Below are 26074 nucleotides of genomic sequence, written 5' to 3'. Positions count from 1 at the left end.
CATGCTGCGCCCCGGTCGCCCGGTCACTCGGTCCACGACGGGCCTGCTCACGCAGCGCCAGCAGCTCGGCCACCCGGCCACGGGTGTCGGTCGGCCCGGCGGCTCTCCTCACCGGCATGCCCCAGCCCCTCTCGACGTCGCCTTTCGGCATTGAGCCCAGAATAACAAACCAGACGTGCGGTTTTCTGCTCGCGCGCGACTTCCTCTGCGCCGTCTCCGCACGTGGCGGCTATCGCCAGCTGTGCGGAGCCCGGTACGGCGCCCGTTCCCATCGCCGCCATCCGGCGGGCCGATCCCCCGTGCCGCCCTCGCGCGCACGCACTCTGCCCCGGTTTCTGGCGAGTACGGAGAGCAAAGCCTTGGTCAGGGCATTCATTTCATCCCGATTCGGGTTACCTCGCTCCACCCGCACCACCTCGGTCGCCCCACGGCGAAATCCGCTCACGAAGACCCCCTCTGCCGTCTGGACACCATGGGGCGGCAGGATCGAGATCCGGTCGAGATCCGCTCGAAGCGAGCCCACACGGACGGGCGGACGGGCGCCCTGGAGAGAAGTGGATCTTGCGGTTTTGGCTCCGGCGAGTGCGGCACAACAGTAGAAATTAAACCGGGTGGTATGTATCTTTGGTGTCCCGCGAGGGGCTCAACGAGTTCTCGGCACCGTGGTTTTGGGGGATAGATGACTGCGACAACGTTCCAGCCTGCCGGACCGGTCACGAACGAGGCTCCCGTACGGGACAGCCCGGCGACCGCGCCGATCGCACCTCCGCTGTTCCGCTTCCCGTCACTGACGACCACCGTCCCCAAGGAGTTCGTCCACCGGGCGGCCGTTGCCGAGGTCATGCTCACCGACTGGAAGCGCGAGGACGACACCCACTTCAAGGTGACGGCCCAGTGGCCCCGCGGCCACAGCTTCTTCAGTCCCATCGGCGCCCACCACGATCCGCTGCTGGCGGCGGAGACGATCCGCCAGGTGGGTTCGCTGCTCGCACACGCGGAGTTCGACGTCCCCTTCGGCCATCAGTTCCTGATGTGGGACCTCCAGTACACCGTCGAGCCGGACCAGGTCCTGATCTGCGACACCCCCGCCTCGCTCGACATCGACGTCACCTGCACCGAGGTCAAGCAGCGCGGCGGCAAGCTGACCGGACTGCGCTACGAGGCGGTGGTCCACCGCGACGGCCGGCCGGCCGTGACCGGGAGCGCCTCCTACACCTGCACCACCCCTGCGGTGTACCGGAGGCTGCGCGGGAACCGCGGCACCCCCGACGGCCCGCCCCGGCTCGCCCTCACGGCCCCCGCCTCGCCCCAGAGCGTCGGCCGCATGTCGCCCATCGACGTGGTGCTCTCCCCCCTCGGCGAGACGAACCGCTGGCAGCTCAGGGCCGACACCCGGCATCACGTCCTCTTCGACCACCCGGTCGACCACGTTCCCGGCATGGTGCTCCTCGAAGCCGCCCGGCAGGCGGCGGCAGCGGCCTGCGAGGGCTCCGTGGTACTGCCCGTGAACATCGCGAGCGAGTTCCACCGGTACGCCGAGCTGGACACGCCCTGCACGATCCAGGCGCAGCCCCTGCCCCACGCGGCCGGCGGCGAGCAGTCGGTCCTGGTGACCGGCCACCAGGACGGGGAGCTGGTGTTCACCTCCACCGTGAAGGTCCTGGCGCACAAGGGCTGATCCGGTCACGGCACCGCCTTCGCCCTCATGAGGACGCCTCGGGGGCGAAGGCGGCCGCATGGTCCCCGGCCCACTCGTCGAACGACCGGGCCGGTCGGCCCGTCACATCGCCGACCCCGCTTCCCACCCCGGCCTTGGCCCCGTCGCGCTGCCGCCGCGCACTGTTGAGCAGCGCGTCCGCCACTTCCTCCGGGTACCGGCGCAGCAGCGCGGCCCGCGCCTGATCCGGCTCCAACTCCTCGAAGCGCAAAGGCGCTTCGAGCACCCGTGCGAGGCGACGCGTCTGCTCCGCCGCACTGATCGCCTCCGGCCCGGTCAGTGTGTGGACCGCGCCGTGGTGCCCCTCGTCGGTGAGGGCGCGTACCGCAACCTCCGCGATGTCGCGCGGATCCACGCATGCGTTCACCGAGGTTCCGTACAGCGCCCGTACGACCCGTTCGGAGCGGATCGGCCCCGCCCAGGACAGGCAGTTGGACATGAACGAACGGGGCCGCAGCAGGGTCCAGGCCATGCCGGACTCCCGCAGGAGGTCCTCGTTGGTCCGCTGCCAACGCGTGATCAGGTCGTCGGCCCGCTCGTCGGCGACCGCGGCGGCGGAGAGTTTCACGACGTGGCGCACGCCCGCCGTCCGCGCGGCCCGGAGGAAGACTGCGTCGTCGTCACCGCCGACCCGGTTCGTGACGAGGAAGACACCGCGCACCCCTCGCAGCACCCGGGCCAGCGAGCCGGGGTCGGCGTAGTCCCCGGCCACGACCTCCGCCCCGGGCCGAACCGCCGTGACCCGCGCGGGATTCCTGGTCATGAGACGCAACGGCAGGCCGGCCGGGAAGGAACGGGCCACCTCCCCGCCGACCGTCCCGGTCGCACCCGTCACCAGAATCATCGCTCCCCCGTTTCCCGTACCGGCCTTCCGGCGGGGCCCGGGAAGCAGATCTCGATGCCGCGGTTCCCGGTGCCGGTGGCCCCGTCGTCCGTCTCGATCATGCAGTGCCCCCATTCGCTGCGAGCGCTAATCACTGTAAGATACAAACTAGCCGGTTTTTTTCATGAGGTGCGACGCAGCTTAGATGTATCGACCACATAGCTGAAGGAGGCGAGAGTGGCGAAGCAGGATCGAGCCATCCGTACACGCCAGACGATCCTGTCTGCAGCGGCCAAGGTGTTCGAGCTGCACGGTTATCAGGCGGCCACGATCACCGAGATACTCGCCGAGGCGGGGGTAACGAAGGGGGCCCTGTACTTCCACTTCCAGTCCAAGGAGGAGCTGGCCCAGGGGGTGCTCAGCGAGCAGGACCAGCGCCTTTCCGTTCCCGATCGGGCCTGCAAGACGCAGGAGGTCGTGGACGTCATCATGCTGCACGCCCACCGGTTGCAGACGGACCCCATGGTCCGCGCCGGCGTCCGGCTGTCCCTGGACCAGCAGGCGCAGGACCTCGACCGCAGCGGCCCCTTCCTGAACTGGGGTCAGGTCATGCGGGACCTCCTGGAGAAGGCGCAGGCCCAGGGGGAGCTCCTCCCCCACGTCATGCCCCGCGAGACCTCGGACGTACTGGTGGGCAGTTTCGCCGGTGTCCAGGCGATGTCGCAGGCGATCAGCAACTACCGGGATCTCGACGACCGGGTCTGCTCCCTGCTCCGCCATCTGCTGCCCAATGTGGTGCTGGCGTCCGTGCTCGCGTCGGTGGACCTCTCCCAGGCGCGGGGCAAGGCGGTCTTCACCGAGCTGACCGAAACGCTCGACGAGAAGGTCGGCGTCCCGGTCGGTTAGGTCCTGTCCGGCGGTTCGGGAACGGACTACCCCTGGGGCCTCTCCTCACGAAAGGCCCCGGGAACTGCCCGCCCTGCCCCCGCCGTTCACCCTCGCGAGTGTCGGTGGCCCGCGTCAGCGGTGGCCGCTCGTGGCAGGCACCCGGCCCGGTACGGGGACCGCCTCGGGACGGAGAGCCGCACCCGCACCCGTGCCTGTGTTCGCGCCCGCGCCCCTGTCCACGTCCTGGTCCGCGCCCTCGCCCTCGCCCTCGCCCTCGCCGAAGAGCGACATCAGGGCATCGCCCAGCGGTTCGCCGCCGTCCGAGGCCCAGGCGACGTACCCGTCGGGGCGTACGAGCAAGGCGTCGCACGGCAGGGCGCCCGTCGGCGCACAGTGCACCACGTGCAGGGAGCGGGCCCAGGACCGGACCGCATCCGTGTCCGTACAACGCCTTCCGCCCTCGCCGGAGAGCAGCAGAAGCGGTTTGCCGCTCCTCCCCAGCAGCCCGATCACGTCCGAAGGGCCCTGGACCGTGGCCAGTTCGACGTTGTGAAGAAAGGTTCCTTCTCGCGGTGAGCGGGAGCGGCGGTCGGCGCGCGACGGAAGCACGGTGTCCTGGGCACTGATCATCGCGCTCAGGAAGTCATTGCCGCGACCCGACTCCAGGAGCCCGGCGAGCAGCGTCCGCAGGGAGTCGACTTCGGCGCCGGGATGCATCAGCGCGGCCTGGGCACGGGTGTTCTCGATGACCCGCCGGGCGGCGGGCCGGCGTTCCGGGCCGTAGGTGTCGAGCAGCCCGTCGCCCGCGGCGCCCCGCACCACGAGGGCGAGCTTCCAGCTGAGGTCGAGGGCGTCCAGTACCCCCGTGCTCAGGCCCTGGCCGCCGATCGGGAAGTGCACGTGCGCGGCGTCCCCGGCCAGGAAGAACCGTCCCGCGCGGTAGGTCCGGGCGAGCCGGGTGAAGTCGCTGAACCGGCCGAGCCAGCGGGGGTCGGTCATCTCGATGCCGCGCCCGGCGATCCGCTCCGCCTCCGCTCTCAACTCGGCCAGGGTGAGCGGAAGATGGCGGGCGGCCGAGGCGTCCCCGTCGGTGAGCGCGTGGATCAGGGTGCGCCCGTCGGGGCCCTTCTTGGCGATGAGCCAGCCCCTGGGCGTACGGTGCCAGCCCACCGGGACGGCCTGCGGGTCCGGCATGCGGACCAGGCCCGTCATCGCGGACATGGTCGGCAGGCCGACGTCGGAGGCGATCCCCGCCATCTCGCGGACCGTGCTGCGGGCCCCGTCCGCCCCCACCACGTACGCGACGGTGAAGGACCGGTGCCCCTGCGGGCTCTCCGCGGTGACCCGCACGCCGTCCCGGTCCTGCACCATGTCCGTCACCCGGTGCTCGCGCAGTACCCGGGCGCCGTTGGCCCGCGCCCTGTTCTCGAAGAGCCGTTCCAGTTCGACCTGGGGGGCCTTCAGGACCGGGTCGGGCTCCGCCTCCGGGGCGGTGATGGAAAGCCCCGGAATGCCCGCGAAGTGGAAGGGCATGGTGGCCCCCCTGCCCGCGGGGCGCGGCTCCGGCGCGAAGAAGTAACCGCGTCGGGCCAGGCACTGCACCGCCCGTGCGTGGAGCGTGGTGGCCTTGGGCCGTTCCGAAGTGACGGCCCCCGCTTCGAGGACCAGCGTGTCGACCCCCTGTGCGGCGAGCTCGGCCGCGGCGAGCATGCCGACCGGCCCTCCTCCGACAACCATCACCTGTGCGCGTATTCGGCCAGTCATCCTGGACCCCCCTTTTTTTTTTCCGCCCGGGGCGTCCCCACGCCCCTGGTCGTCAATGGACCACATACGGAAATGCAGAAGAGGGCCCCGCTTCTGTTCGGAACACGGGCTCCCCCCAGGCCGGTAAATATACCGGTTGGACGGTTCTTTGCAACGACACCGACCCAACTGTCAGCCAAAGGTTCACCAAAGGTGTCCGAACGCTCACGGAGAGGGTTGATGAACGGGGCATATGCCCATCGCGAACCGTTGAGACGAAGGAGAAAACAACGTAACGGTTTGTTTTCAGGGGTGAATCCGGGCTCGCACACGGGATCCCACCGCCTCGGCACAGCCCGGCACCACGGTCCGCGCCGCCGCACCTCCCACGGGTGGACGCCTCCGGCCGGCTCCCCCGCCCCGGTCGGTCAGCGGCCGACGGACGACACCCCGGACCCGCTCGGCCTCCTGACGGGTCCGGAAAACCGTTCGCCCCCAGGGCCCCACGAGCCGAGACTGGCGGGCTGATCACATCGAACAGGCTGGTCACAATCGGGCAGAAAGAGTGGAGCCTGCACTGACGTACAACCGAGACACCCTGCCCTTCCCCGAGAACCTCGTGCCGCCCGTCCCGTCCGCGGGCATGCGGAGCTGGGATGATCTCGATCCGGCCCGCCACCCGTTCACCTGGGACGCGGACGAGGAAGCCCGTCTTTGCACACTGATCCGGGAATGGGTGCCCCCGTGCTCTCCGGCATGGCGGGCTGGTGGCAGGGCGAGTACTGGTGCGAAAGCCAGGTGGACGCGACCATCCCGGGGGCGCTACGGGACTGGGCCCAGGGATGGAACTGGTGCTACCGGCACGGCGGCCCCATCGGCAGCTGGGTCACCGGGGCAAGCTCCGTGACCACCCCCGACGAGACCGCGGCTCGCGGCGTGGCCGCGCTGCTGGAGGGGCGCGAGTGGCTGGAGCGGATGGCCCAGCACTTCGCGGAGCCGGCGCCGCCCCCCGGAAGCCTCCCCCGAGGACCGCAGCTGGCACCTGGAACGGGCCTGCGTCCGGCTCGCGACCCTCGCGCTGGACTCGGGCGCGAGGGCGGCTGGCACGGTCAGGCCACGCAGATCCTGCGCTGGTTCCTCACCACCACCGGCATGGGCCGGGCCGAGGCCGAGCAGGCGGTGGAAAGCGCGATCGGCGGCCGTTTCGAGAGCTGGGTCACCTCTGAACAGACGCTGGCCGAATCCGTCGGCGAGGACCTCGCAGTCGGCCTCACCGGCCACGCCCACTACCAGGACCACCGCGAGCGGGCGACTCTGGACGATCTCCATGACCGCTACTGACAGCCTTTCGGTCTGGCTGCGCGTGCGCCGCGACACCGACTGGCGACAAGCACCGGTCCTGCGGCGGATTCCGCCTGTGCGCGACGGCTTTCGGGCCTGGTGCGACGGCCCGGTGCGCCGACGCGACCCCGCCCGCGCCGAGCGGCTGCTCGCCGCCCACGCCCTGGCCCGCGCCGATGCCGCCCGCCGCGCCCCACTGGACTTCGCCCTGCTGGCCGCCTGGCAGCACGAGGTCTCGGCGAAGCGGAGGCTCCGTTCCGTACGAGCGACGCCCATGCGAAGGCCGGTCGTGAACGCTACGGCCTGACCTCGCGCACCCAGGCCGAATTCGCCGCCTGCCTGCGCGAGGCGACCGGCCCGGAGGTCCCGTCGGCGGCCCGCGCGGCCCGTGTCTACCTCGACGTGGCGTTCTTCCATCCCTTCACCGACGGCAATGCCCGCGCGGCCCTGCTGACCTGGACCACGTCCTGGCCCGCGAGGACATCGTCCTTCCGGAGGTCGGCCCTCTCCAGACCACCCGCTATGCGGACGACCCGGCCGGTGCCGCAGACCTGGCCGCTCTCGTCGGCGTGCTCAACCGTCGCCGACCGGGCTTCGCGGGGACGGTGGTCGAGCCCGGGACCGGGTCGGCGGGTGGCGGGTTCACGGCCGGGCCGCGGCGCGCAGCTCCTCCAGGCGCATGAGGGTGTCCCGGGCCGGGTCCCGCTCCTCGGCGGCGAGACGGATCTCCACGGCCCGGCCGAGCGCGGAAGCCGCCGCCTCCTCGTCGCCGAGGCGTCCGGCGACATCCGCGCGCAGCACGAGGAGTTGGAGGAGCTGCACGCGCGTCGGCTCCTCGTCCCCGGGGTCCAGCGCGCGGTCGAGGACCCGCGCGGCGCCCGCCAGATCCTCCTTCGAGTCCGCGAGGAGGGAGGCGTGGTGCAGGGCTCGGGCGAAGGTCCCCCCGGGCGCGGGCCGGTGGTGCAGGTTCTCGCTCGTCCGTCGGACCACGCGGACGCAGTTGCCGCCCGGGTCGGTCATGAGGAACTGCCGCACGCCGTAGGACATGTCCTTCAGCGCTCCGATGCGCGGCAGCCCCCGTACCGGAACCCTTCCGTACGCGGCCTTGAGGCCGGCCCGGAACTCCTCGTGCAGCCCGTCGACGTCCTCGGTCGCGACGAGACACGTACTGTACGAGCCGGCCGGGTCGTACTGCTTCATTCCGAAGAAGTGGAGCTCGATGCCGCCGCGTTCGACGACCGCGTAGGGGTTGGGGCTCCACTGCTGGAAGATCACCTCGAACCCGAGGGCGGTGTAGAAATCGAGAACGGGCCGAAGGGTCCGGCACGGCAGGATCGGAATCGTCTTCTCGCTCATGCCTCCACTCTAATCAAATTTGACTAGAAAGTAGGGAGGGGCTGTTGCCCCTGTCCTTTGGAGCCTGGCCCCCCTTTGGTGATCTGGCGTGAGCCGAGGCATCGGTAGCGCGGCTCGGCCGCTCTTCGGTTCGCGATGGCTACTTGGCGGAGAGCCCCGTCAGCCTCGCCGCGTGTCCGGGGAGATGTTCGGTCGCGCGTAGTCGGATCAGGCCGTTCCAGGGCAACTGCTGGTCGGGGAGCTGTCGGCCGTCGCGGTCGACCAGATGAAGTCGCACGGGTGCGGCGGAGGTGTGCTCGGGAATGGCGGTGATCAGGGCGACGAGGTCGGCCGCGTTGCGGCGCACCAGGTCGATGCGCCGGGCGTGGGTGGTGGAGGCGATCAGTGAGGCGATGGCGGTGCTGTCCATCGCGTCGCGGTTGTCGATGACGACGGGGAGGCCGGCAAGGAGGTCGCGTGCTGCGGTGGCGAGAATTCGGTCGCTGAGTGCGAGGTGGCTCAGGGTCCAGTCGACGGCAGAGCGTGCGTCCGTGGCGAGGACGCGGGTGTCGCTGATCGCTTCGGCCGCGGTGAGCAGGCGGCGGTAGGCGGCGTCGAGTCCGGTGGTGTCCATGAATCTCCCGGAAGAAGGGTGGCCGGAGCCAGTCAGTCGGCGGCGGTTTCGCCTGGGGGCGAGGTGCGGTGACGTGCTCGGGCGAGGGCGAACAGCACGACCAGGCACAGCAGGGCGACAGCGCAGGCGAAGTACTGCACGGCGGTAAGAAGTCCGGTCACGATGGCGAGGAAGCCGACGCCGATGACGGGCAGGCCGACGCCGAGGTAGATGATCACGTAGAAGCTGGAGAGCACGTCGGCGTGGCGGCCGGCGGGGGCCGCCTGGTTGATCACGGTGAGACCGCCGAGGAATACCAGGCCCTGGCCGGTGCCGGCTGTCACCGTCGCGGCGAGCAGCAGGATCAGCGAGGAGCAACCGCCGGCAACGGCGAGCAGCACCAGTCCGGTGGCCAGAAGCGGGAGCCCGAGAAGCTCCAGGACCTGGGCCGACCTGCCATAGCAGGCGAGTTGGGCGAGTGCGGAGCACATCAGCATCAGTGCCACGACCGCACCGCCCAGCAGCAGGTTCTTGCTGCCCGAGAGGGCGGCCACGTAGGTGGGGACGAGGGTGAGGAACAACCCGATCACGGCGAATGCGAGGAAGCCGGCCGTCCCGCTGGTGGCGAAGGCTGCCCGCACGGTCGTGGGTATCTCGGGACGGCGGGGGCGCCACCGGGCCATCGACCGTGTCGTCGGCAGCATCGTGACCACTGCCGCCGCAGGCGCCAGCAACGCGATCTCCACCGCGAACGGCAAGACATCGGGTGCCGGGGCGTATTGGGCGAGGAAACCGGCCAGTACGGGGCCAAGTCCCAGGCCACCCACGGAAGCCACGGTGGCCACCAGCGCCGCCTTGCGGCGATTGCCGGTGGGCTCCAGCTCTGTCAGCGCCGCGGTCAGCGGTCCCGAGGCCGCGCCGAGTGCGACGCCCTGCAGGATGCGGGCGGCGAACAGCCACCCCGTACTCGTGGCGAGAGCGAACACCAGCGATCCCAGCGCAGCCACGGCCATGGCCGGCAGTAGCACGCGGCGCCGACCGACCGCGTCCGAGACCGGGCCGGCCACCAGGAGGGACGGGATCAGCGCGGCCACGTACGCAGAGAAGATCAGCGTAACGACCAGCGGCGAGAACCCGAATCTCACCTCGTAGCCCCGGTATAACGGCGTCGGCAGGTTCGTGCCGGTCAGCAGGACCAGCAGGGCGTAAGCCGTGCCCCAGAACGGCCATCGGCCCCTGGGAGCGGGTTGCTCGTCCAGGTCCGCGCCCGGCGAGCCGGAACGCCGGGCCGGGCGGTCGCGGTGTGCGGCGGTGAGGCGGTCGTGCGGCATCCGTTCCTCCAACGCGTCATGTTCGGAATTCCCGAACATAGCAGATGTTCGGGAGTGCCGAACATGCTTGGCTATGCTGGGGACATGGCCAGCCGTACCGCCACCGAACTCGTCCACCCCGACCGTGCCCAACTGCGGTTCACCACCGTGCTGGCCGCTCTTGGCGATCCGGTCCGGTTGGCCATCGTCGCCCGACTCGCCGACGTCGAACCCAACGGCGAACTGGCATGCGCGACGTTCGCACTGCCGGTCAGCAAGTCGACCCAAAGCGGCCACTTCAAGGCCCTCCGAGAAGCCGGCGTGATCCGTCAGCGCGACGAGGGGACCCGGCGGTTCAACCGGCTTCGCCGGGACGATCTCGACGACCGCTTCCCGGGGCTGCTCGACCTGGCCATCCCACAAGGACGTGAGGTGATCGCCGGTTGGCCACCCGAGCCGAACCGGCCCCGAAGCGGATGACGGCCCGTTGCCCAGTGCCGGGCTGGAACACACCCGAGCGGACCTGCCATCACCTCGTGCGGTCACCGGGATCGTGGTGTCGCCAGGCCCCTCCGGCCTCTCCGGCGAGGCGGGCCGTGGTGTCGTCGTTGTAGTGGTGTCGTCGTTACAGCGGTGTCGTTGTTGTAGCAGTGTCGTCGTTGCAGCGGTGTCGTCATTGCAGCCGAGCATTCGGGCGACACGGGTGCGGGGGCCTGGGTTGTCCGGTCCGAGGGCCGGTTCTTCACCGCGGCCTCCTTGCGGATCACCTGCTCAGCGACCCGCCGGGCCTCCGGGCGTACGCCACACCGACCGGCTGCGAACCAGGCCCCGGTAATGCTTGGCGCACGAGCGGTCGGCTGCAACCCTTCACAACAACTCTTTCGAAAGAAATGTTGTAGGTCTACTCTGGCGCGCATGGCTGCTTCCCCTGTCGACTCGTCGGACCGGACGTCGGCGGAGCCGGACGTCGAACTGGACACCGCCGCTCTGCGCGTACTGGCCCACCCCGTGCGGATCAATGTGCTCGCGCTGTTGCGGCAGCGCGGCCCGTCGACCGCGACCAAAGTCGCAGGTGAGCTCGGCATCAATCCCGGGGCCGCGAGCTATCACCTGCGTCGCCTGGCCGCGGGCGGGCTCGTCGTGGAGGAGCCGGGGCGGGGCACCGGGCGTGAGCGGTGGTGGAAGGCCGCCCACCGCCAGTCCCTCCACGATCCGGCGTCCGATGCTCCGGAGTCCGTTGCTCCGGAACGGCGGGAGGCCGGGCGTGCCTACGCGCACGCCGTGGCCCTCGCCTGCGGGGAGCGCCTGCGCGCGGCGGCGCAGGAGGTGCCGCTGTTGCCCGAGGAGTGGTTCGAGGTCAGCACGTTCGGGGACTTCGTGCTGCGGCTGGCCCCGAAGGACGTCGCCCGGATGCGCGACGAGGTCTTCGCGGTGATCTCCCGGTACCGACAGGTGGAGGACCGGGACGCCGAGGGGCTCGTACCGGTGGCGGTGCAGGTGCAGGCGTTCCCGGTGCCGGGTACGGTCCCGCCGCGGTCCGCCGGTTCATGAGCGGGCCCGTCCCGGCCGTGGCCCGGCCCGCTTACCGGGACGGCAACGTGCTGCGCTGGCTCGCCGCGTACACCGCGTCGGTCACCGGGGACGTGGTCTATTTCCTGGCGCTGTCCTGGACCGCCACCCGCACGGCCGGGCCGTCGCAGGCAGGGCTGGTGGTCGCGGCCGGGGCCCTCCCCCGGGCGGTGTTCATGCTCGTCGGGGGCGTGGTGGCCGACCGGTTCGGCCCCCGGCGGGTCGCCGTGGTCAGTGATGCCACCCGCTGTCTGGTCATCCTGGTGTCGGCCGCCGTGCTGGTGTCGGCGGCGCCGGGGCTGTGGCTGCTGGTGCCGCTCGCCCTGGTCTTCGGCGTCGTGGACGCGGTGTTCATGCCCGCCGTGGGCGCGTTCCCGCCCCGCATCACGAGACGGGACCAACTCGCCCGCCTCCAGGGGATGCGGGGGCTGTCGATCCGGCTGAGCAACTCCCTCGGCCCCGCCGTGGGCGGCACCGTGCTGGCTGCCGGGGGAGCCGGTGGCGCCTTTGCCGCCGCGGGGGCCCTCTTCGCCGTGTCGCTCGTCCTTCTCCTCACCGTTCGCATCGGCCCCGCCCCGGCTCCGGCCACCCCCGACCGCCGTACCACCCGGCAGGAGTTGAGCGCCGGTCTGCGCTACGTGCGCCGCCACCGGTTGCTCGCCCCGCTGGCGGGGGTGATCGGGCTGAGCGAGATGTGCTTCAGCGGCCCGGTCGCCCTGGGCCTGGTGCTGCTGGCGGACGAACGGGGCTGGGGCGCATCCGGCACGGGGTGGCTGGCGAGCGCCTTCAGCGTCGGGGCGGGAGCCGCGGCCCTGTGGTTCACCGTTGTCCCGCGCGTCGCCCACGTCGGCCGGGGCCTCGTCGTCGCACTGCTGGTCACCGCCGCGGCCACGGTTGCTCTGGGACGGGCACCGACCCTGTGGTCCGCCATCGCCCTCATCGTTCTGATCGGCCTGGCGGGCGGCACCACGGTGACACTCACCGGCGCCCTGGTCCAGGCGGAGACGGATCCCCGCTACCTGGGCCGGGTCACCTCCCTCACCACACTGTGCACCCTGGGCCTGGCGCCCGCCCTCTTCCCCGTCGCGGGCCTCACCGCCCAACTGTGGGGCGCTGCCGCCTTCTTCGCCGGATGCGGAGTGATCAGCCTGCTGGCGGCCGTACTGGCCGCTGCGGCCCCGGCCCTGCGGCGCGCCGAACTCCGGGGCACGGGCGCGTGAAACCGGGCGCCGCCGCTCTGTGACAACCGCGGCCGGTGGCGTACGTCACGTCGACGTGCTGTCACACGGGCCGGGGCGTCGGCGTCTTGTGTTCGTCCTGTGCTGCCGCACCGGACGAACACGAGTGAGGACGACGTCATGAAACCCCGTTTCAACCTGTTCGACAGCCCGACCGCCGCGAAGATCGCCAAGCGGTTCTACAACGCCTCCCTGCCCCTGGAGCAGTCGACGCTCCCCAAGTCCCTGCAGCACCTGGTGGAGTTGCGGGTCAGCCAGATGAACGGCTGCGGTTTCTGCCTGGACGCCCACACCAAGGAGGCCACGGCCGCCGGTGAAACCGCGCTCCGGCTCAACCTGGTCGCCGCCTGGCGCCACACCACCGTGTTCACCGAGGCCGAGCGGGCCGCGCTGGCGCTCGCCGAGGAGGGCACCCGGCTCGGCGACCGCGGCGTGTCCGACGAGACCTGGGCCGAGGTGCGCAAGCACTACGACGACGACCAGATGGGGGCGCTGGTCTGCCTGATCGCCCTGATCAACGCTGCCACCCGGATGAACGTGATCGTGAACAACCTGGGAGGTTCGTACGAGCCCGGCATGTTCGCCGACATGTCGAGCTGACCGGCGACGGAGTACGGAACACGGAGTACGGACCGGTCCGATCCGGAGACGGCCGGAGCGGTGCGGCGGCCGGGTCCGTACACGCGAGAGCCCCCCACCGGTGCACGGTGCGGGGGTCTCGGCCCGGATGGTGCCGCGGTCGCTACGGGGCCGTGGAATCCGGGGAGTCGAGGGTGATGGCTCCTGCGGGGCAGAGGCCGACGGCCATCCGGGCGGCGGCCCGGTGCCCGGGGTCCGGGACGGAGTGCAGGAGCACCACCAGGCCCTCCTCCTCGTCCTGGTCGAAGACCGCGGGGGCCGTCAGGGCGCACATGCCGGCGCCGACGCAACGGTCACGGTCGACATCGATACGCAGCGGTTCCTGTGGATCGCTCATGGGGCTCTACTCCTCGTCCCAGGTGACGGGCAGGCTGATCACTCCGTAGATGTTGGCACGGTCGCGCAGTGGCACCTCCTGCGGCGGCACCGCGAGGCGCAGACCGGGGAAGCGGGCGAAGAGCGCCGGGAACGCGACGGTCATCTCGACGCGGGCGAGCTGCTGGCCCAAGCACTGGTGGATGCCATGGCCGAAGGCCAGATGTCCGGTGGCCCTGCGGCGGATGTCGAGCCGGTCGGGGTCGGGGAACCGGTGCGGGTCGCGGTTGGCGGCCTGCACGGAAACGGTCACCGACTCCCCCGCCCTGATCAGCCGGCCCTCCACCTCGACGTCCTCCAGCGCCGAACGCACCAGCGGGTCGGCCACGCTGAGGTGGCGCAGCAGCTCCTCCGCTGCCTGCCCGGCGAGCGCGGGGTCGGCGCGCAGGGCCGCCAGTTGGCCGGGGTTGCTCAGCAGGGCGAAGGTGCCGAGGCCGAGCATGTTCGCGGTGGTGTCGAGCCCGGCGGCGAGCAACAGTCCGCCGATTCCGGCCAGTTCCTCGTCGGTGAGGTCGGAGTCGGTCAGATCGCTGAGCAGGTCGTCGGTGGGCTCGGCGCGCTTGGCGAGGACCAGTTCGTTCAGGTACTGGATCAGCTCCGTGTAGGCCCCGCCCTTCGCCTCCGCGTCGGCCGCCTGGTCGAAGATCGTCGCCACCTGGCTCCGGAAGCGCTCCCGGTCTGCGTACGGCACGCCGAGCAGCTCGCAGATCATGAGCGCGGGCACGGGCTGCGCGAACGCCTCCACCAGGTCGACCGCGGGTCCGGCCTGTTCCATGGCGTCCAGGCACTCGGTGGTGAACCGTTCGACGTGCCGGGTGAGTTGACGCATGCGGCGGACGGTGAACCTGCCGGTGAGCAGGCGCCGGTAGCGGGTGTGCTCGGGGGCGTCGAGGCCGAGGATGTCGCCGACCGGTGCCGGTGGTAACGCCGTCGGCGCTCCCTCCATCGGTATCGGCATGTGCATGAGTTCGTAGCGTGAGCTGAAGCGCGGGTCGGCGAGGACCGCGCGGGCCGCGGCGTGACCGGTGACCAGCCAACCCAGGTGTCCGTCGGCGTAGCGCATGCGGCGCACCGGCTCGTTGTTCGGCACGGTGAGTTCGGCGGGCGGGTCGAAGGGGCAGCCGGTGCGTCGGTCGGTGGGCAGGGTGGGCGGTTCTTCGGCGGTGGCAGCGGCGGCAGGGGCGACGTCGGGGGCGGGGGTTCCGGTGGCTGCCGGGTCGTGCGGCATGGGTCCTCCTGTGATCGTCGGACTGTGCGGGAAGCGGGGGCCTGGGTCGGCGGATTGGTTTGAGAGGGGCGGAAGTTACCGCTTGTCTCCGGTCTTGAAGGTGTGGCGTGCCCACAGGTAGCCGACCAGGGAGAGCCCCACGCACCAGGCGAGGCCGATGGCCGCGCTGGAGCCGATTCCGGTGCCGAGCCACAGGCCGCGCAGGGTCTCGATGACCGGGGTGAAGGGCTGGTACTCGGCGAACCAGCGCAGACCGGTGGGCATGGACTCCGGCGGCACGATGGCGCTGCCGACGAACGGCAGGAACGTCAGCGGCATCGGGATGTTGCTGGCGGTCTCGGCGTTCTTGGCGACCAGGCCGATGCCGGCGGAGAGCCAGGTGAGGGCCAGGGTGAGCAGGGTGAGCAGGCCGATGGCGGCGATCCACTCGACGACGGTGGCGTTGGGGCGGAAGCCCATCAGGAGGGCGGCGCCGATGACGAGCGCGACGCTGGTCATCGTCTGGATCACACCGGCGACGACATGGCCGGTCAGGAACGAGGCCCGGGAGATCGGCATCGTGCGGAAGCGGTTGACGATGCCTTCGGTCTTGTCGATGCAGACGCTGATCGCGGTGGTCAGGGCGCCGGAGGTGGCGGCCATCAGGATGATGCCGGGTGCGACGTAGTCGATGTAGTCGCCGCTGCCGGTGGGCAGGTCGCTGATGCCGGTGCCCAGGGCACTGCCGAAGACGTAGTTGAACAGCAGCAGCATCATGATGGGCATGATGACGACGGTGAGTGTCAGGGACGGGTAGCGCAGGGCCTTCTTGAGGTTGCGCCGCAGCATCGTCCTGGAATCCCGGGCGGCGTAGGACATGGTGGCCATCAGACGTTCTCCTCGGGCGATGCGACGGTGGTGGCGGGGCGGGGCCGGCCGGTGAGGGTCAGGAAGACGTCGTCGAGGTCGGGGGTGTGCACGGTGAGCGACTCGGCCCGGACGGCGGTGGATTCCAGGGTGTCGAGGACGGCCCGCAGGTTGGGGATGGAGCCGTCGCTGGGGATCTGGAGGGTGAGCGACTCCTCGTCGCGCGTGGCGATGCCGAAGATGCCCGCGGCGGCGTCCAGGCTCTGGGCGTCGGCGAACCGCACCCGGATGTGGCCGCCGGGGATGCGCTGCTTCAGCTCGTCGGCGGTGCCCTCGGCGATCAGCCTGCCGTGGTCCAACACGGCTATCCGGTCGGCGAGTTGGTCGGCCTCTTCGAGGTACTGGGTGGTCAGGAAGATGGTGACGCCGTCGTCGGTGACGAGGCCGCGGATGATCTCCCACATGGTGCGCCGGCTGCGCGGGTCGAGTCCGGTGGTGGGCTCGTCGAGGAAGATGACCCGCGGATCGCCGACCAGGGTCATCGCCAGGTCCAGCTTGCGCCGCATGCCGCCGGAGAAGGTGACGGCGGTCTTGCCGGCCACCTCGGACAGATCGAAGCGGCGCAGCAGGTTCTCGGCCCGCCGCCGGCCCTCACGCCGGTCGAGGTGGTGCAGATCCGCCATGAGGAGCAGGTTCTCCTCGGCGGTCAGCAGATTGTCGACGGCCGAGAACTGGCCGGTGACGCCGATCACGGAGCGCACCGCGTCGGCGTCCCGGGTCAGGTGGTGGCCCGCGACCCGGGCCTCGCCCGCGTCGGCGCCGATGAGCGTGGAGAGGATCTCCACCGTGGTGGTCTTTCCGGCGCCGTTGGGCCCGAGCAGGGCGAAGACGGTGCCTTCGGCGATGTTCAGGTCGATGCCGTCGAGCACGAGCTTGTCGCCGTAGGACTTGCGCAGTCCGGTGGCGGTGATCGCCGGTGCCGTCGCGTGCGCGGCGGTCGGCGCGGATGCCTGGGTGACGGTCATGCCGCTTTCCTTTCGAGGGCGGTGAGTGGGAGTGTGCGGGGTCAGGCGCGGCGGACGACGATGTCGCCGGTCGAGGTCCGGCCGTACACCTCGGCGGTCTCGTCGGAGTCGGCGGGACCGGCGGAGGAGTCGAGCAGGTTGCGTACCGCGCCGTACTTGGTGTTCAGGTCGAGCCAGGCGGCGGTGCCCTCGTGGATGCCCACTTCGAGGTTGCCGACGGAGGTGCGCAGGTCGGCCCGGCCGCGGACGAGGTCGCCGACGCGGATGCCGCCGTTGGAGCACATCGCCTCGACCCCAGCGTGGATGGTGCCGATCTCGATCCGGCCGTTGGCGGACTTGGCTCCGACGGTGCCGTGCGCGACTCCGATGGAGATGTCGCCGTTGGCCGAGTTGGTCTTCAGACCGCCGGTGACCTCGCCGATCTCGGTCGTGCCGTTGCTGTTCTTGACGGTCGCCGTGCCCGCGACCGTGCCGATCTCGATCCGGCCCCCGCCGACGACTTCGACGTCCCCGGTCGAGTGGGCCAGGCGGATGTCGCCGTGGTCGGTCCGGAGATCGGCCCCGGCCGCCTCGTCGACCTGGAGGTCGCCGAGCGAGGACTTGAGCACGACTTCCCCGAAGCTGCCCTCGCAGAAGAGGCTGCCCATGCCCGAGGTGCCCCGGACGTCCGAGCCCGCGGGCAGTTCGATGCTGACCTCGATGAAGCCCGGCTTGCCGAACAGGGTGCGCTTCTTGGGTGTCCTGATGGTGAGCCGGCCGCCCGAGCAGGTGACCTGGGTCTGCTGCGCGGCGCGTACGTCGTTGCTGTCGGATGCGCTGCGCGGCAGCACCTCCACGACCGTGTCGGTGCGCTTGCCCGCGGTGATGCGGGCGGTACCGGCCTCCAGCTCAAGGGTGGCGGAGATCGGTTCGGGGGTCTCGAAAGCAGGCATGGCTGTTCCGTCCTCTTGACTCGTGTGGTTGATCCCGCTGGTGAGGCGGGTGATGAGTGACGTCGGCGGATCGGCGATCCGCCGGTGAAAGTGAGGTGTACGGGGTCGGTGGCCCCCGGGTGCGCGGCGGGAGTCCCGTCCGCCTCGCGGGCGGACGGCGCCGCTTCCGCGCTGCCCGGCTACGCGCCCCAGGGCGTGTTCGAAAGTCCCGGCCGGGAACGCCCTAGCGGACCCAGCCGGTGAAGCCCCGGCCGCCCGATTCCTTGCCCCGGCCCGGCGTGCTCGCGCGCTCCCTGCCGTCGAGGGCGGTGGACACGGCCCGCACCAGCCAGGCGTTGACCGACAGTCCCTCCGCCACCGCGGCGCTCTCGGCACGGGCCTTGAGGTGGGCGGGGAGACGGAAGTTGATCCGCGCCATGGTGCCGTCGTCGGCATCCGCGGGCGGCGGGGGCGGCGTGGGAGCTGCGGGAGCCCCGACCGGCTCCCCCTCCTCCCGGAACGGTTCGGGCGCGGGCGGCGCCGTCACCACGAACTCCGGGTCGAGCCCGCGCAGTCGCACATCGACCGAGCCCGGCGCCAGCTCCCGCGTGACCTCGCCCATGGCGGCGGACAGCGCGTTGAGAAGGGTCAGGCGGGCGGCGGATTCCAGTGGGGCGGTGAGCCGCTCGGCGAGGGCGCGGGCGTCGTCGCCACCGGCTTCCGCGGCGACGGCCAGTTCTTGCCGAAGGTTGTCGACGTAGGGCGTGAGGTCCATGACGCCATGATGGCACATCGATGGCGCCATGGCGAGCCACATTGACCCCTCTTTGGCGCACAGGGTCCTGACCTGCAATTTCTTCTTCAAATTGCCATGTCGCAGCACCGTTTCGAGGACAAAGAAACCCGCGAAGACGCCACGAAGGCGCCACGCTGGCACCACATGGGCAACAGATGTGACACCACCGCACCTCGGTACGGCGCCATCCTCGACGCCGCCCCGCACCCTGCCCACCCCCGTTCACCCCTGTTCGACCTCGTTCGAGGTCGTGGCACGATGTCCGGCATGACGACGAACCGAAAGGTCCATGCCGCGTAGGCGCCCAGGAAGCGTCCGGGCCTGCATCCCCCACTCCCGGACACCGGAAGCGGGGCCGACCGTCGACGGCCTGTCCCCGCACGCGCTGTCCGAGATCTTCCGTCTCGAACACACCCGCAACCATCTGCGGCCGGGAGGCGTGAGCATGGCGGTGCGCCTGTGGAAGGACTACGTCCACCGCCCCGAGCGCCAACTGTGGGACGACTACGAGCAGGGCAACGCGCACTGGTACTGCTGCGGCGACCCCTTCGAAGCCCGAACTCTCCTCGACACCGTGATGCAGGCCGTGTCACCGCGAACCGCTCGCGAACTCCGACGGGTCGTCAGCCGGTCCGACGCCGTCTGGGACCGGTGGTGAGCCGGGCGTGAGTAGTTGCGGTACAGAAAGTGCCGCCGAGATTGATCGTGGTCGGCCGGCACACGGGGTGCGGCTGCCGCTGGGGTTCGTGGAAAGGGCGCCGGGCGGCTGTTGGCGCTGACCACGGTCCGGTCGTGCCGGTGGAATCGACGGGCACCGCGATGGTCCGCGCGATGGGTCGCGCCTCGCGAGGGCCTGGCACCCGACTTGTCGTGACGCCTTCGCGGCAGGCGTCACGACAAGTCGGGTGCACTCTCCTGGGCGGGGCCTTGGATGCCGGGTGATCCGGACCGCCGGCCGGGGCAGCGGCGCGCAGCGCCGCTGCCCCGGCGGTTGCTGGTCATGGATGCCGTGATGGCGGTCATGGCGAGGAGGAGGCCGGCGGCGGCGTAGAGCGGGGTACGGATGTCGTGGGCGGTGGCCGGCCAGCCGCCGAGAAAGGCCCCGATGGGGACGGCGCACATGGCGAGCATGCGGGAAGTGGAGGCGTCCCGGCCCATGAGGTGGGCCGGGACGATCGCCTGCCGGAGGGAGGGGCCGAGCACCATCCTGGCGCCCATGCCCGCTCCGCAGACGGCGAGCGCCAGCCCGGCCACGTAAGGGTTCGGGGCTGCGGCAAGGCCCAGGATGGCAAGGCCTTCGACTGCGGCCGTGCAGGTCAGTGCGGTGCCGGTGCCGAGTCGTCGGCCGAGGAAGGAGGCGATGCCTGCTCCGAGCAGACCGCCGGTGGCCTCCGCCGTGAGGAGCAGACCGAGGCCGTAGGTGCCGATGCCGAGGCGGTCGTGCGCGAAGAGGGCGAGTACGGTCTCCACGGCGAGGAAGGCGATGTTCCCGACCGCCGGACGCAGTGCGAGCCCGAGCAGCAACCGGTCCCGGAAGACTTACGAGGCCCCGGCCCGCGCCTGCCGCAGCAGCGACTCACGGATCTCCGGTACGGGCCGGGGTGCAGCGGGAAGCGACCGTACGAGCAGTGCGGAGAGCATGAACGACACCGCGTCGGCGAGCAGCGGAAACGCCCGCCCGAGCGCGAGCAGGGCACTCCCCGCGAAGCCGGACGCGGCGGTCCGGGCGCCGCGCAGGCGGGAGTTGGCTCGTTCCAGGAGGGCGGGGTCGCGGCCGAGCAGGTCCGGCAGATGGGCCCCACGCCTCGGGTGTCGTTGCTGACGCTGCCGAGCACGCGCCCGCAGTCCGATCGGCCTTCTCCGGAGCGGCGGAGGCCCATGACGGGCCGACGTGGACGTTTCTCAGGCCCCGGGAACCGTTCGGGGCTGGACCGCGAAGGAGATCGCTTCCATGAGGCGGCCGTGCTTGGTCTTCTGGACGGCGGCGATGCGCCAGGCACTGTCGGCGTCGGTTTCGGTGTCGCGGACGAGGGTGTAGGTGGCGCGCTTGCCCAGGCGCTTGGGGGACTTCTTCGCGACCTCGCCCCGGGTGACGACGACGGCGACGTCCGGGGTGAGGAAGCGGGTCTCGATGACTTCCAGATGGAGGCGGGTGCCCTTCAGGAAGCTGTCGAAGAGCGCTTGGTGGGCGCGGCCGATCTCGTCGGCGCCTCGGTAGACGGTGCCGGCGAAGGTGACGTCGGTGGCATCGGGAGTGAAGCAGGCGCCGTAGGCGGCGCCGTCGCCGTCGTTCCAGGCGTCCTGGCTGCGGCGCAGGACGGCGGTGATGCCGGCGGAGGCGGAGGCATGAGTGGTGGTCATGGCGGTGCCCTTCCCCTAAACTCTTCTCCAGAGAGCTTTCTTTGTCAAAGAAGTCTCTTCCTTCAAGAAGAGACTAGGAAGTGGGTGACGGGATGTCAACGCCTGCGGAGGCCACCCGCGTCTATCGGCGGTATCTGAGCGCGGTGATGCTGCACGGTCATGCCGGTGCCAAGGCGTGCGGACTCGGCGCGACGGATCTGTACGCGCTCAACACCCTCGAACTGGCCGGTCCCATGACCCCCGGTGAGCTCGGCACCCGCACCGGGCTGACCACCGGGCCCACCACCCGGCTGATCGACCGCCTCGAACAGGGCGGCTACGTCCGCCGCGCCGCCGATCCCACGGACCGCCGCAAAGTGATCGTCGAGCCCATCGGCAGGCCGGCCGGGCTCGACGAGGTCATGGCACCCGCCCGCGAGCAGATCGCCGAGATCCTCCGCGACTACACCCCCGAGCAGCTGAAGGTCCTCTTCGACTACTTCAACCGTGCGGCCGACGCCTACCAGCACACAGCCGAACAGCTGCGCACCACCCACCACTGAGCCCTTCCGGAGCGCGGCCCGATGCCGCCGAGCGGGGTCAGGCGGTCAAGCGTCAGGGGCAGGCGGTCGGGGCGTGGTGGTCCAGCAGCCGGGTGAGCAACCCCACGAACCGGTCACGCTCGGCCGGGCTCAGCGGCGCGAGCAGCTCGTCGTGGAGGTCGTCCAGGACCTTGTCGAGGCGGTGCAGGTGACGGCGGCCCGGGGCGGAGATCGTGATGAGGTTGCGGCGCTGGTCGGCGGGGTCCGGCACCCGCTCGACGAGGTGACGCCCGGTCAGTTCGTTGAGTACACCGACCATGTCACTGCGGTGGATGCCGGTGCGCCGGCTCAGCGCCGCCTGGCTGCCGGGGCCGTGATCCTGCAGTGCGGCGAGCACGGCGTAGTGCCACTTACGGGCGTCGACCCGGGCCGAACCTTCGTTGATCAGCCGGTCCGACCGCGTGGACAGTTGCGACAGCAGTCGGCTCGCCTGCCGACGCAGCCTGTCGGGCGTCCCGGGCGCACCGTCGTCGGGTATGCCCGCGGCTTCGGCTCTGGTCATGGCGCCCGTCCTGTTCATTGCGTCGGTCCCACCAACGCTATACGTTCACTCGCGCCGACAGCGTTGGTGGGACCGACGCCGGTCGAGCGAACTCCAGGAAGGAAGATCCGCCATTCCCACCGCAGCCCTGCAGATTCCCACCCCTGACGGCCTGGCCGACGCCTTCGCCGCCTTCCCCGAGGACGGCGGGCGGCACCCGGGTGTCCTGCTGTACTCGGACGCCTTCGGCGTGCGGCCCGAGTTGGAGGAGAAGGCCCGAGAACTGGCCGGACACGGCTACTACGTGCTGCTCCCCAACCTCTACTACCGCCACGGCCCGGCACCGGTGATCGAACTTCCCGAGCACATCGGGGAGGAGGTCCGGCCCGGCCTCATCGGCCGGCTGATGCCCCTCATCGAGGCACACACCACCGAACGCGTCCTGCGGGACGCCGACGCCTATCTCCGGTTCCTCACCACCCGGCCCGAGGTCGGGGCCGGCCCGGTCGCAGCGATCGGCTACTGCATGGGCGCCGCCCTGGCCATGCGCACCGCAGCGGCCCACCCCGACCAGGTGGCCGCCGTCGCCGGATTCCACCCCGGCCTCCTGGTCACCGACGCGCCCGACAGCCCGCACCGCCTCCTGGCCGGGGTCACCGCCCGGGTGCACCTCGGCCTCTCGGGTAACGACTTGTCCCCCGAGGCCGTCGGCGAGCTCGACCGGGCCCTGGACGCCGCAGGCGTCGACTACACCTGCGAGACCTACCCCGACACCGTCCACGGCTTCACCATGTCCGACACCGACGCCTTCAACCCCGCCGCGCTGCAACGCCATTGGGACCGTCTGCTGCCGCTCCTCGACCACACCCTGACCGGCTGCTGAGGCTCCGGTCCGGGAGACCGGCCGACGGGACCCGACATAACCGGCAGGTGAAACCCGCGGCGGCGTGCGCCCCGCACGCCGCCCGTGGACCGGAACCGCCGCCAAAGGCCGCTACAGCGGGAGGGTTATGCCCATCTCCCGCATCGCCGGGGACGGCGGGCCGCCCTCGGAACGGGCGGTCTTGCGGCCCTTGCGGCCCGGTTCCAGCGTGCGCGGGTCCACCGCCTCCGCGGGGGCCCCGATGGCGTACAGGCCCTCGGGTTCGCTGTCGCGGTCGTGCGGAAGCAGCCAGAAGACCCGGCGACGGAACGTACCGGACGAGCGCGACGCCTTCGCCTTCGGGCCCAGCAGGGTGTACCCGACCATCCGACCGTCGCGGTGGTAGGCGGGCTTGCCCCGGCGGGTCGGCAGCCGGTCGAGGCTCTGTCGTACGTAGTCGAGGTCGGCGATGTCCTCCAGCCAGACGAGGTCGACTTCATGATTGATCTCGTCCTCTGCGATGAGGGCGCTCATGCTGTCTCCTGATCAGCGAGCAGTCCAATGCCCGGGTAGTACTTCCGCTGGTTGGACAGGATCATTTCCTTGGGCGACGCCAGTCCAACCGTCTCGCGAACCCTGGCCGCAAAGGCTCGGGACGAGACGGCCGGGGCACCTTCATTGTGACACCAGGACTTGTACGCCGCGTAGAGCGCGGCTTGTTCCGCCCTCAGCTCGGGGTCGACCCGGCAGGATTCGCCGATGAAGCGCCCGGTGTGGTCCTCCGTCTCGGCGTAGGCGGTCGTGGCGATGCAGACCCGTTCGGGGCCGGTGAGGACCTTCTCGCCGGCAAGATAGCGACGGGCGCCCTCGATGAGCCAGTTGAGGATTCCCGGCCCCTCCTCGGTGACCAGGATGTCCGCCAGGTTGTCGATCTTGCGGTCGTCGGAGACGACGCGTTCGAACGGGATGAGCCGCATGCGGCGCCAGAACGCGAAGCCGCCGGTGCCGACCTCGGGGCGGTGGTTGCCCAGCAGCCACAGCTTGTGGGTCGGCTCGAAGCTGAAGAAGTCCTGCCGCATGCGGCGCGCCTTGATGCGGTCGCCGCCGGTGAGGAGTTTGACCCTGGCCTCGTCGAACTTGTCGCCGGGCTTGACCTCGCTGCACACGATGACCCTGCGGCCGTGCAGTTCGGCCAGGTCGGTGGGGTGTCCCTCGTAGGGGCGGGACATCAGGAAGCCGGGCGGGGCGGCGTCCGCGTAGTCGCCGAGCAGCTTCATCAGGACGTCCAGCAGTACCGACTTGCCGTTCTTCCCGGAGCCGAACAGAAAGGGCATGACCTGCCCTCCGACATCCCCCGTGATGGAGTAGCCGAGCAGCAGGTGCAGGAAGTCGACCATCTCCGCGCCGTCGGCGTCCGCGCCGAACGTGTCGGTGAGGAACCGGTGCCAGCGCGGCGTGGCCACGGGCTGGGGGGCCGCGCTGGTGGAGCGGGAGTGGAAGTCCTTGTTCGGGTCGGGCTTCCTGATCAGCCCGGTGTGCAGGTCGACGATCCCCGAGGGCGTGCACAGTGCGTACGGATCGGCGTCCAGCCGCGCCGCGTTGAGCACCATGCCGGGGGCGGACTTGGCCTGGGTGAGCATAGCGTTCATGCCGCTGGTGCTCAGCGCGCGGCTGCGGTGCCGCTGGAGCGCCGCGGTGGTGAACACGCCGCGCGGGTCCGCCGAGGCGATGCTCTCGGCCAGGTCACCGGCGGCCCAGATCACCGTGTCGTCCTCGTCGATCTGCCACCGGGTGCTGTCCCAGCGGTACCAGCCGAGGCCCGGGACGTGCCGGTAGTCGTTGGCGTACAGCTTGACGAACAGTTTGGCGTTGCCCCGGTCGGTGAGGGTGTCGGGCAGCAGGCCCGCCGCGGTGGCCTCGCCGTCCGGTGACTGGCTCGCGCCGGGGTCGCCGCCCTGTGCGGGCAGGGGGGTGGGAACCTGCGCGAGGATCTGTGCCGCGACCGCCTGCGGGTCGAAGAGTGCGTTGTCGTCCCGGGAGATCACGCGCGGCCTCCCGGGGACAGCGGACGCAGCAGGCCCGCGTTCAGGCCGCTGCGGATGATGGCTCCGTAGCGTCGTTCCTGACCGGGTCGGGCCTGTTCGGCGGCGTCCCGCAGCGCCTGCTCCGCCGCGTCCGCCGAGAGGTGGCCGCTCGCGACCAGTCCCCCGACGGTGTACGCGGCCCGGTTCAGCTTCGCGGAGAAGGCCGCCCCCTCGGGGACGCTCGCACAGGCCGCGACCTCCCCGAGGACCTTCGCCAGGGCCCTGCCTGCCGCGTCCCGGCCGCCGCCGGCCGCCAGCACCGCCTGCCGGGCCCTGGGCGGCACGGGACGCGGAGCGGGAATGTGGGCGGGCGGGAGGTGCCCGGTACGGGCGAGCTCGCGGGCCAGCCAGTCGGGCAGGGCCGCCGGTTCGCGGGCCGGGCCGATGGCCGTGTAGGTACCCGCGGCGGTGGTGGTGCCGGGCGCGACGATGTACCCGCCGTTGGCCCGGACATCGACCTGCCAGGCCAGGGCGCGGGTGCTGCTCGAACCCGCGGAGCACTGCCAGCGGTGGCTGCCATGGGCGCGGTACCACACGTGAAGCCCTCCGGACGGCGTGCGTACGCGCAAGGTCGTTTCGTCGTCCGCGGGGCTGACGGCGCCCCGCAGGGCGGCCAGCACGCCCAGGGTGTGGAATCCGTTGGCCAGACCGCCCAGGTCCACGCTGCGGGGAATCGGGATGCCCGGCAGCAGCCGGTCCCGGTCCGGCGGTTGTTGCGGGTGCGCGTCGATGTCGATGACCACCAGATGGGCGGGGCCGCAGGCGACGCCGACCCCGAGGCCGGGGTGGTTGAACCACCACTGCTCGATGCGGGCGAAGTCCAGGGTGGCGGCGTGGAAGCCGTGGCACCAGCGGCCGGCCTGGAGGCAGGCGCACCCCTTGTGGGTGTGGCCGGGCTGCCGACACCTCTCGCAGTTGGCCGTCGGGGTCTTGCGTCCCGGCGCCAGCGGATGGACCGGCCATCCCCGGCTGGCGCACCACCTGGCAAGATCCACACTGCGCGGAGCGGCTACCGGCGTGGGACCGGGCTGCTCCGGGTCGCTGTGTGAAACGTCCAGCTCATGCGCCATGCGCACCCCCCATCAGCGACCAAAGCGACTCAACGACGAACATAGATTATCGAAGCCCGGGTTACCGAGGGGGTCTCTGGGCGAGAAACCGCTTCATCGTGTCGGCGAGAGGTTCCGCCGGCCCTCGAAGCGGCCGTCAGCGACTGAAGCATCGGTACCCCAGCGACCCGGAGCGTTTCGGTCGCTCTCTCAGTAGCTCGGAAAAGATGCAGGTCAGGGGCTTGTGAAACCCAAAACA

General features: G+C 70.9%; 28 protein-coding genes and 1 pseudogene. 11 read left to right on the top strand and 18 right to left on the bottom strand.

Annotated features, from left to right (window positions below):
• Positions 1-229: 229 nt before the first annotated feature.
• A complete protein-coding gene (locus tag ACWCXX_RS20390) occupies positions 230-406 on the bottom strand; it encodes an acyl-CoA carboxylase subunit epsilon (protein ID WP_451129126.1) in 177 nt (58 codons plus the stop codon).
• Between the two features lie 273 nt (positions 407-679).
• Here ACWCXX_RS20390 and ACWCXX_RS20385 point away from each other — a divergent pair, with 273 nt between their 5' ends.
• Positions 680-1678, top strand: coding sequence for a ScbA/BarX family gamma-butyrolactone biosynthesis protein (locus tag ACWCXX_RS20385; RefSeq protein ID WP_451129116.1), 999 nt, complete (start codon positions 680-682; stop codon positions 1676-1678).
• A 25-nt stretch (positions 1679-1703) separates the two neighbouring features.
• On the opposite strand, the gene ACWCXX_RS20380 is transcribed toward ACWCXX_RS20385, so the two are convergent.
• Positions 1704-2561, bottom strand: coding sequence for an NAD(P)H-binding protein (locus ACWCXX_RS20380; protein WP_451129114.1), 858 nt, complete (start codon positions 2559-2561; stop codon positions 1704-1706).
• 216 nt (positions 2562-2777) lie between these two features.
• Between ACWCXX_RS20380 and ACWCXX_RS20375 the strand changes: the two genes are divergently transcribed.
• Complete coding sequence (locus ACWCXX_RS20375) at positions 2778-3446, top strand: ScbR family autoregulator-binding transcription factor (RefSeq protein WP_451129112.1); 669 nt, start codon at positions 2778-2780, stop codon at positions 3444-3446.
• Positions 3447-3560: 114 nt separating this feature from the next.
• On the opposite strand, the gene ACWCXX_RS20370 is transcribed toward ACWCXX_RS20375, so the two are convergent.
• Complete coding sequence (locus tag ACWCXX_RS20370; RefSeq protein WP_451129110.1) at positions 3561-5192, bottom strand: FAD-dependent monooxygenase; 1632 nt, start codon at positions 5190-5192, stop codon at positions 3561-3563.
• A 711-nt stretch (positions 5193-5903) separates the two neighbouring features.
• Between ACWCXX_RS20370 and ACWCXX_RS20365 the strand changes: the two genes are divergently transcribed.
• Together ACWCXX_RS20365 and ACWCXX_RS20360 are read left to right on the top strand one after the other, a co-directional pair.
• On the top strand, positions 5904-6512 hold the full coding sequence (locus tag ACWCXX_RS20365) for a hypothetical protein (RefSeq protein ID WP_451129108.1): 609 nt from the start codon (positions 5904-5906) through the stop codon (positions 6510-6512).
• Positions 6499-6819 (top strand): hypothetical protein, encoded by a 321-nt coding sequence (locus tag ACWCXX_RS20360; protein ID WP_451129106.1) that lies wholly within the window; start codon positions 6499-6501, stop codon positions 6817-6819. The genes ACWCXX_RS20365 and ACWCXX_RS20360 overlap by 14 nt, the downstream gene beginning before the upstream one ends.
• Positions 6820-7154: 335 nt before the next feature.
• Here the strand turns inward: ACWCXX_RS20360 and ACWCXX_RS20355 are convergent, their stop codons facing one another.
• From ACWCXX_RS20355 to ACWCXX_RS20345, 3 genes are all read right to left on the bottom strand, one after another.
• Positions 7155-7868, bottom strand: a complete 714-nt coding sequence (locus ACWCXX_RS20355; protein WP_451129104.1) for a bleomycin resistance protein — start codon at positions 7866-7868, stop codon at positions 7155-7157.
• 139 nt (positions 7869-8007) lie between these two features.
• Complete coding sequence (locus ACWCXX_RS20350; protein WP_451129102.1) at positions 8008-8481, bottom strand: hypothetical protein; 474 nt, start codon at positions 8479-8481, stop codon at positions 8008-8010.
• 32 nt (positions 8482-8513) lie between these two features.
• Positions 8514-9791 carry an MFS transporter gene (locus ACWCXX_RS20345; RefSeq protein ID WP_451129100.1) on the bottom strand — a complete coding sequence of 426 codons (1278 nt, stop codon included), beginning with the start codon at positions 9789-9791 and terminating at the stop codon, positions 8514-8516.
• Between the two features lie 84 nt (positions 9792-9875).
• Here ACWCXX_RS20345 and ACWCXX_RS20340 point away from each other — a divergent pair, with 84 nt between their 5' ends.
• From ACWCXX_RS20340 to ACWCXX_RS20325, 4 genes are all read left to right on the top strand, one after another.
• Positions 9876-10250, top strand: a complete 375-nt coding sequence (locus tag ACWCXX_RS20340) for an ArsR/SmtB family transcription factor (RefSeq protein ID WP_451129098.1) — start codon at positions 9876-9878, stop codon at positions 10248-10250.
• 435 nt (positions 10251-10685) lie between these two features.
• Positions 10686-11321 (top strand): ArsR/SmtB family transcription factor, encoded by a 636-nt coding sequence (locus tag ACWCXX_RS20335; protein WP_451129096.1) that lies wholly within the window; start codon positions 10686-10688, stop codon positions 11319-11321.
• Positions 11318-12559 (top strand): MFS transporter, encoded by a 1242-nt coding sequence (locus ACWCXX_RS20330; RefSeq protein ID WP_451129094.1) that lies wholly within the window; start codon positions 11318-11320, stop codon positions 12557-12559. The genes ACWCXX_RS20335 and ACWCXX_RS20330 overlap by 4 nt, the downstream gene beginning before the upstream one ends.
• A 138-nt stretch (positions 12560-12697) precedes the next feature.
• Entirely contained in the window at positions 12698-13177 is a 480-nt protein-coding gene (locus ACWCXX_RS20325) for a carboxymuconolactone decarboxylase family protein (RefSeq protein ID WP_451129092.1), read from the top strand.
• A gap of 142 nt (positions 13178-13319) precedes the next feature.
• On the opposite strand, the gene ACWCXX_RS20320 is transcribed toward ACWCXX_RS20325, so the two are convergent.
• The 6 genes from ACWCXX_RS20320 to ACWCXX_RS20295 form a co-directional block, all read right to left on the bottom strand.
• Positions 13320-13553 carry a ferredoxin gene (locus ACWCXX_RS20320; RefSeq protein WP_451129090.1) on the bottom strand — a complete coding sequence of 78 codons (234 nt, stop codon included), beginning with the start codon at positions 13551-13553 and terminating at the stop codon, positions 13320-13322.
• Between the two features lie 6 nt (positions 13554-13559).
• The gene (locus ACWCXX_RS20315; protein WP_451129088.1) at positions 13560-14819 is read right to left on the bottom strand and encodes a cytochrome P450; all 1260 of its coding nucleotides are present in this window, start codon (positions 14817-14819) and stop codon (positions 13560-13562) included.
• 75 nt (positions 14820-14894) lie between these two features.
• Entirely contained in the window at positions 14895-15686 is a 792-nt protein-coding gene (locus tag ACWCXX_RS20310; protein WP_451129086.1) for an ABC transporter permease, read from the bottom strand.
• Entirely contained in the window at positions 15686-16690 is a 1005-nt protein-coding gene (locus ACWCXX_RS20305; RefSeq protein ID WP_451129084.1) for an ATP-binding cassette domain-containing protein, read from the bottom strand. Before ACWCXX_RS20305 ends, ACWCXX_RS20310 begins: the two co-directional genes overlap by 1 nt.
• A gap of 41 nt (positions 16691-16731) precedes the next feature.
• Positions 16732-17622, bottom strand: a complete 891-nt coding sequence (locus ACWCXX_RS20300) for a DUF4097 family beta strand repeat-containing protein (protein WP_451129082.1) — start codon at positions 17620-17622, stop codon at positions 16732-16734.
• 223 nt (positions 17623-17845) lie between these two features.
• Positions 17846-18376 carry a hypothetical protein gene (locus ACWCXX_RS20295; RefSeq protein WP_451129080.1) on the bottom strand — a complete coding sequence of 177 codons (531 nt, stop codon included), beginning with the start codon at positions 18374-18376 and terminating at the stop codon, positions 17846-17848.
• Between the two features lie 310 nt (positions 18377-18686).
• Here ACWCXX_RS20295 and ACWCXX_RS20290 point away from each other — a divergent pair, with 310 nt between their 5' ends.
• Entirely contained in the window at positions 18687-19055 is a 369-nt protein-coding gene (locus tag ACWCXX_RS20290; protein ID WP_451129078.1) for a hypothetical protein, read from the top strand.
• A 233-nt stretch (positions 19056-19288) separates the two neighbouring features.
• Here the strand turns inward: ACWCXX_RS20290 and ACWCXX_RS20285 are convergent.
• Positions 19289-20194, bottom strand: a pseudogene (locus tag ACWCXX_RS20285) (MFS transporter); the annotation flags it as partial.
• Positions 20195-20299: 105 nt separating this feature from the next.
• Complete coding sequence (locus ACWCXX_RS20280) at positions 20300-20758, bottom strand: SgcJ/EcaC family oxidoreductase (RefSeq protein WP_451129076.1); 459 nt, start codon at positions 20756-20758, stop codon at positions 20300-20302.
• A 92-nt stretch (positions 20759-20850) separates the two neighbouring features.
• On the opposite strand from ACWCXX_RS20280, the gene ACWCXX_RS20275 reads away from it, so the two are divergent.
• Positions 20851-21300 (top strand): MarR family winged helix-turn-helix transcriptional regulator, encoded by a 450-nt coding sequence (locus tag ACWCXX_RS20275; protein ID WP_451129074.1) that lies wholly within the window; start codon positions 20851-20853, stop codon positions 21298-21300.
• A 52-nt stretch (positions 21301-21352) separates the two neighbouring features.
• Here ACWCXX_RS20275 and ACWCXX_RS20270 read toward each other — a convergent pair whose 3' ends face one another.
• On the bottom strand, positions 21353-21841 hold the full coding sequence (locus ACWCXX_RS20270; RefSeq protein ID WP_451129072.1) for a MarR family winged helix-turn-helix transcriptional regulator: 489 nt from the start codon (positions 21839-21841) through the stop codon (positions 21353-21355).
• A 112-nt stretch (positions 21842-21953) separates the two neighbouring features.
• Here ACWCXX_RS20270 and ACWCXX_RS20265 point away from each other — a divergent pair, with 112 nt between their 5' ends.
• The gene (locus tag ACWCXX_RS20265; RefSeq protein ID WP_451129124.1) at positions 21954-22703 is read left to right on the top strand and encodes a dienelactone hydrolase family protein; all 750 of its coding nucleotides are present in this window, start codon (positions 21954-21956) and stop codon (positions 22701-22703) included.
• A 111-nt stretch (positions 22704-22814) separates the two neighbouring features.
• On the opposite strand, the gene ACWCXX_RS20260 is transcribed toward ACWCXX_RS20265, so the two are convergent.
• Genes ACWCXX_RS20260 through ACWCXX_RS20250 form a run of 3 tightly spaced genes read right to left on the bottom strand, consistent with a single transcriptional unit; the run spans position 22815 to position 25836 of the window.
• On the bottom strand, positions 22815-23216 hold the full coding sequence (locus tag ACWCXX_RS20260) for a DUF6009 family protein (protein ID WP_451129070.1): 402 nt from the start codon (positions 23214-23216) through the stop codon (positions 22815-22817).
• Positions 23213-24727, bottom strand: coding sequence for a DNA primase family protein (locus ACWCXX_RS20255; RefSeq protein WP_451129068.1), 1515 nt, complete (start codon positions 24725-24727; stop codon positions 23213-23215). Before ACWCXX_RS20255 ends, ACWCXX_RS20260 begins: the two co-directional genes overlap by 4 nt.
• The gene (locus ACWCXX_RS20250; RefSeq protein ID WP_451129066.1) at positions 24724-25836 is read right to left on the bottom strand and encodes a bifunctional DNA primase/polymerase; all 1113 of its coding nucleotides are present in this window, start codon (positions 25834-25836) and stop codon (positions 24724-24726) included. Before ACWCXX_RS20250 ends, ACWCXX_RS20255 begins: the two co-directional genes overlap by 4 nt.
• Positions 25837-26074: the final 238 nt, after the last annotated feature.

This window comes from Streptomyces sp. NPDC001732, assembly GCF_053596315.1.
Note: the sequence above shows the minus strand (reverse complement) of the source record. Positions and strands in the feature narration are given on the sequence as shown.

Coding starts and splice junctions, on each gene's coding strand:
- ACWCXX_RS20385 (WP_451129116.1), top strand. CDS start 680: ATGACTGCGACAACGTTCCAGCCTGCCGGACCGGTCACGAACGAGGCT.
- ACWCXX_RS20380 (WP_451129114.1), bottom strand. CDS start 2,561: ATGATTCTGGTGACGGGTGCGACCGGGACGGTCGGCGGGGAGGTGGCC.
- ACWCXX_RS20370 (WP_451129110.1), bottom strand. CDS start 5,192: ATGACTGGCCGAATACGCGCACAGGTGATGGTTGTCGGAGGAGGGCCG.
- ACWCXX_RS20365 (WP_451129108.1), top strand. CDS start 5,904: ATGGGTGCCCCCGTGCTCTCCGGCATGGCGGGCTGGTGGCAGGGCGAG.
- ACWCXX_RS20360 (WP_451129106.1), top strand. CDS start 6,499: ATGACCGCTACTGACAGCCTTTCGGTCTGGCTGCGCGTGCGCCGCGAC.
- ACWCXX_RS20355 (WP_451129104.1), bottom strand. CDS start 7,868: ATGAGCGAGAAGACGATTCCGATCCTGCCGTGCCGGACCCTTCGGCCC.
- ACWCXX_RS20350 (WP_451129102.1), bottom strand. CDS start 8,481: ATGGACACCACCGGACTCGACGCCGCCTACCGCCGCCTGCTCACCGCG.
- ACWCXX_RS20345 (WP_451129100.1), bottom strand. CDS start 9,791: ATGCCGCACGACCGCCTCACCGCCGCACACCGCGACCGCCCGGCCCGG.
- ACWCXX_RS20340 (WP_451129098.1), top strand. CDS start 9,876: ATGGCCAGCCGTACCGCCACCGAACTCGTCCACCCCGACCGTGCCCAA.
- ACWCXX_RS20335 (WP_451129096.1), top strand. CDS start 10,686: ATGGCTGCTTCCCCTGTCGACTCGTCGGACCGGACGTCGGCGGAGCCG.
- ACWCXX_RS20330 (WP_451129094.1), top strand. CDS start 11,318: ATGAGCGGGCCCGTCCCGGCCGTGGCCCGGCCCGCTTACCGGGACGGC.
- ACWCXX_RS20325 (WP_451129092.1), top strand. CDS start 12,698: ATGAAACCCCGTTTCAACCTGTTCGACAGCCCGACCGCCGCGAAGATC.
- ACWCXX_RS20320 (WP_451129090.1), bottom strand. CDS start 13,553: ATGAGCGATCCACAGGAACCGCTGCGTATCGATGTCGACCGTGACCGT.
- ACWCXX_RS20315 (WP_451129088.1), bottom strand. CDS start 14,819: ATGCCGCACGACCCGGCAGCCACCGGAACCCCCGCCCCCGACGTCGCC.
- ACWCXX_RS20310 (WP_451129086.1), bottom strand. CDS start 15,686: ATGGCCACCATGTCCTACGCCGCCCGGGATTCCAGGACGATGCTGCGG.
- ACWCXX_RS20305 (WP_451129084.1), bottom strand. CDS start 16,690: ATGACCGTCACCCAGGCATCCGCGCCGACCGCCGCGCACGCGACGGCA.
- ACWCXX_RS20300 (WP_451129082.1), bottom strand. CDS start 17,622: ATGCCTGCTTTCGAGACCCCCGAACCGATCTCCGCCACCCTTGAGCTG.
- ACWCXX_RS20295 (WP_451129080.1), bottom strand. CDS start 18,376: ATGGACCTCACGCCCTACGTCGACAACCTTCGGCAAGAACTGGCCGTC.
- ACWCXX_RS20290 (WP_451129078.1), top strand. CDS start 18,687: ATGCCGCGTAGGCGCCCAGGAAGCGTCCGGGCCTGCATCCCCCACTCC.
- ACWCXX_RS20280 (WP_451129076.1), bottom strand. CDS start 20,758: ATGACCACCACTCATGCCTCCGCCTCCGCCGGCATCACCGCCGTCCTG.
- ACWCXX_RS20275 (WP_451129074.1), top strand. CDS start 20,851: ATGTCAACGCCTGCGGAGGCCACCCGCGTCTATCGGCGGTATCTGAGC.
- ACWCXX_RS20270 (WP_451129072.1), bottom strand. CDS start 21,841: ATGACCAGAGCCGAAGCCGCGGGCATACCCGACGACGGTGCGCCCGGG.
- ACWCXX_RS20260 (WP_451129070.1), bottom strand. CDS start 23,216: ATGAGCGCCCTCATCGCAGAGGACGAGATCAATCATGAAGTCGACCTC.
- ACWCXX_RS20250 (WP_451129066.1), bottom strand. CDS start 25,836: ATGGCGCATGAGCTGGACGTTTCACACAGCGACCCGGAGCAGCCCGGT.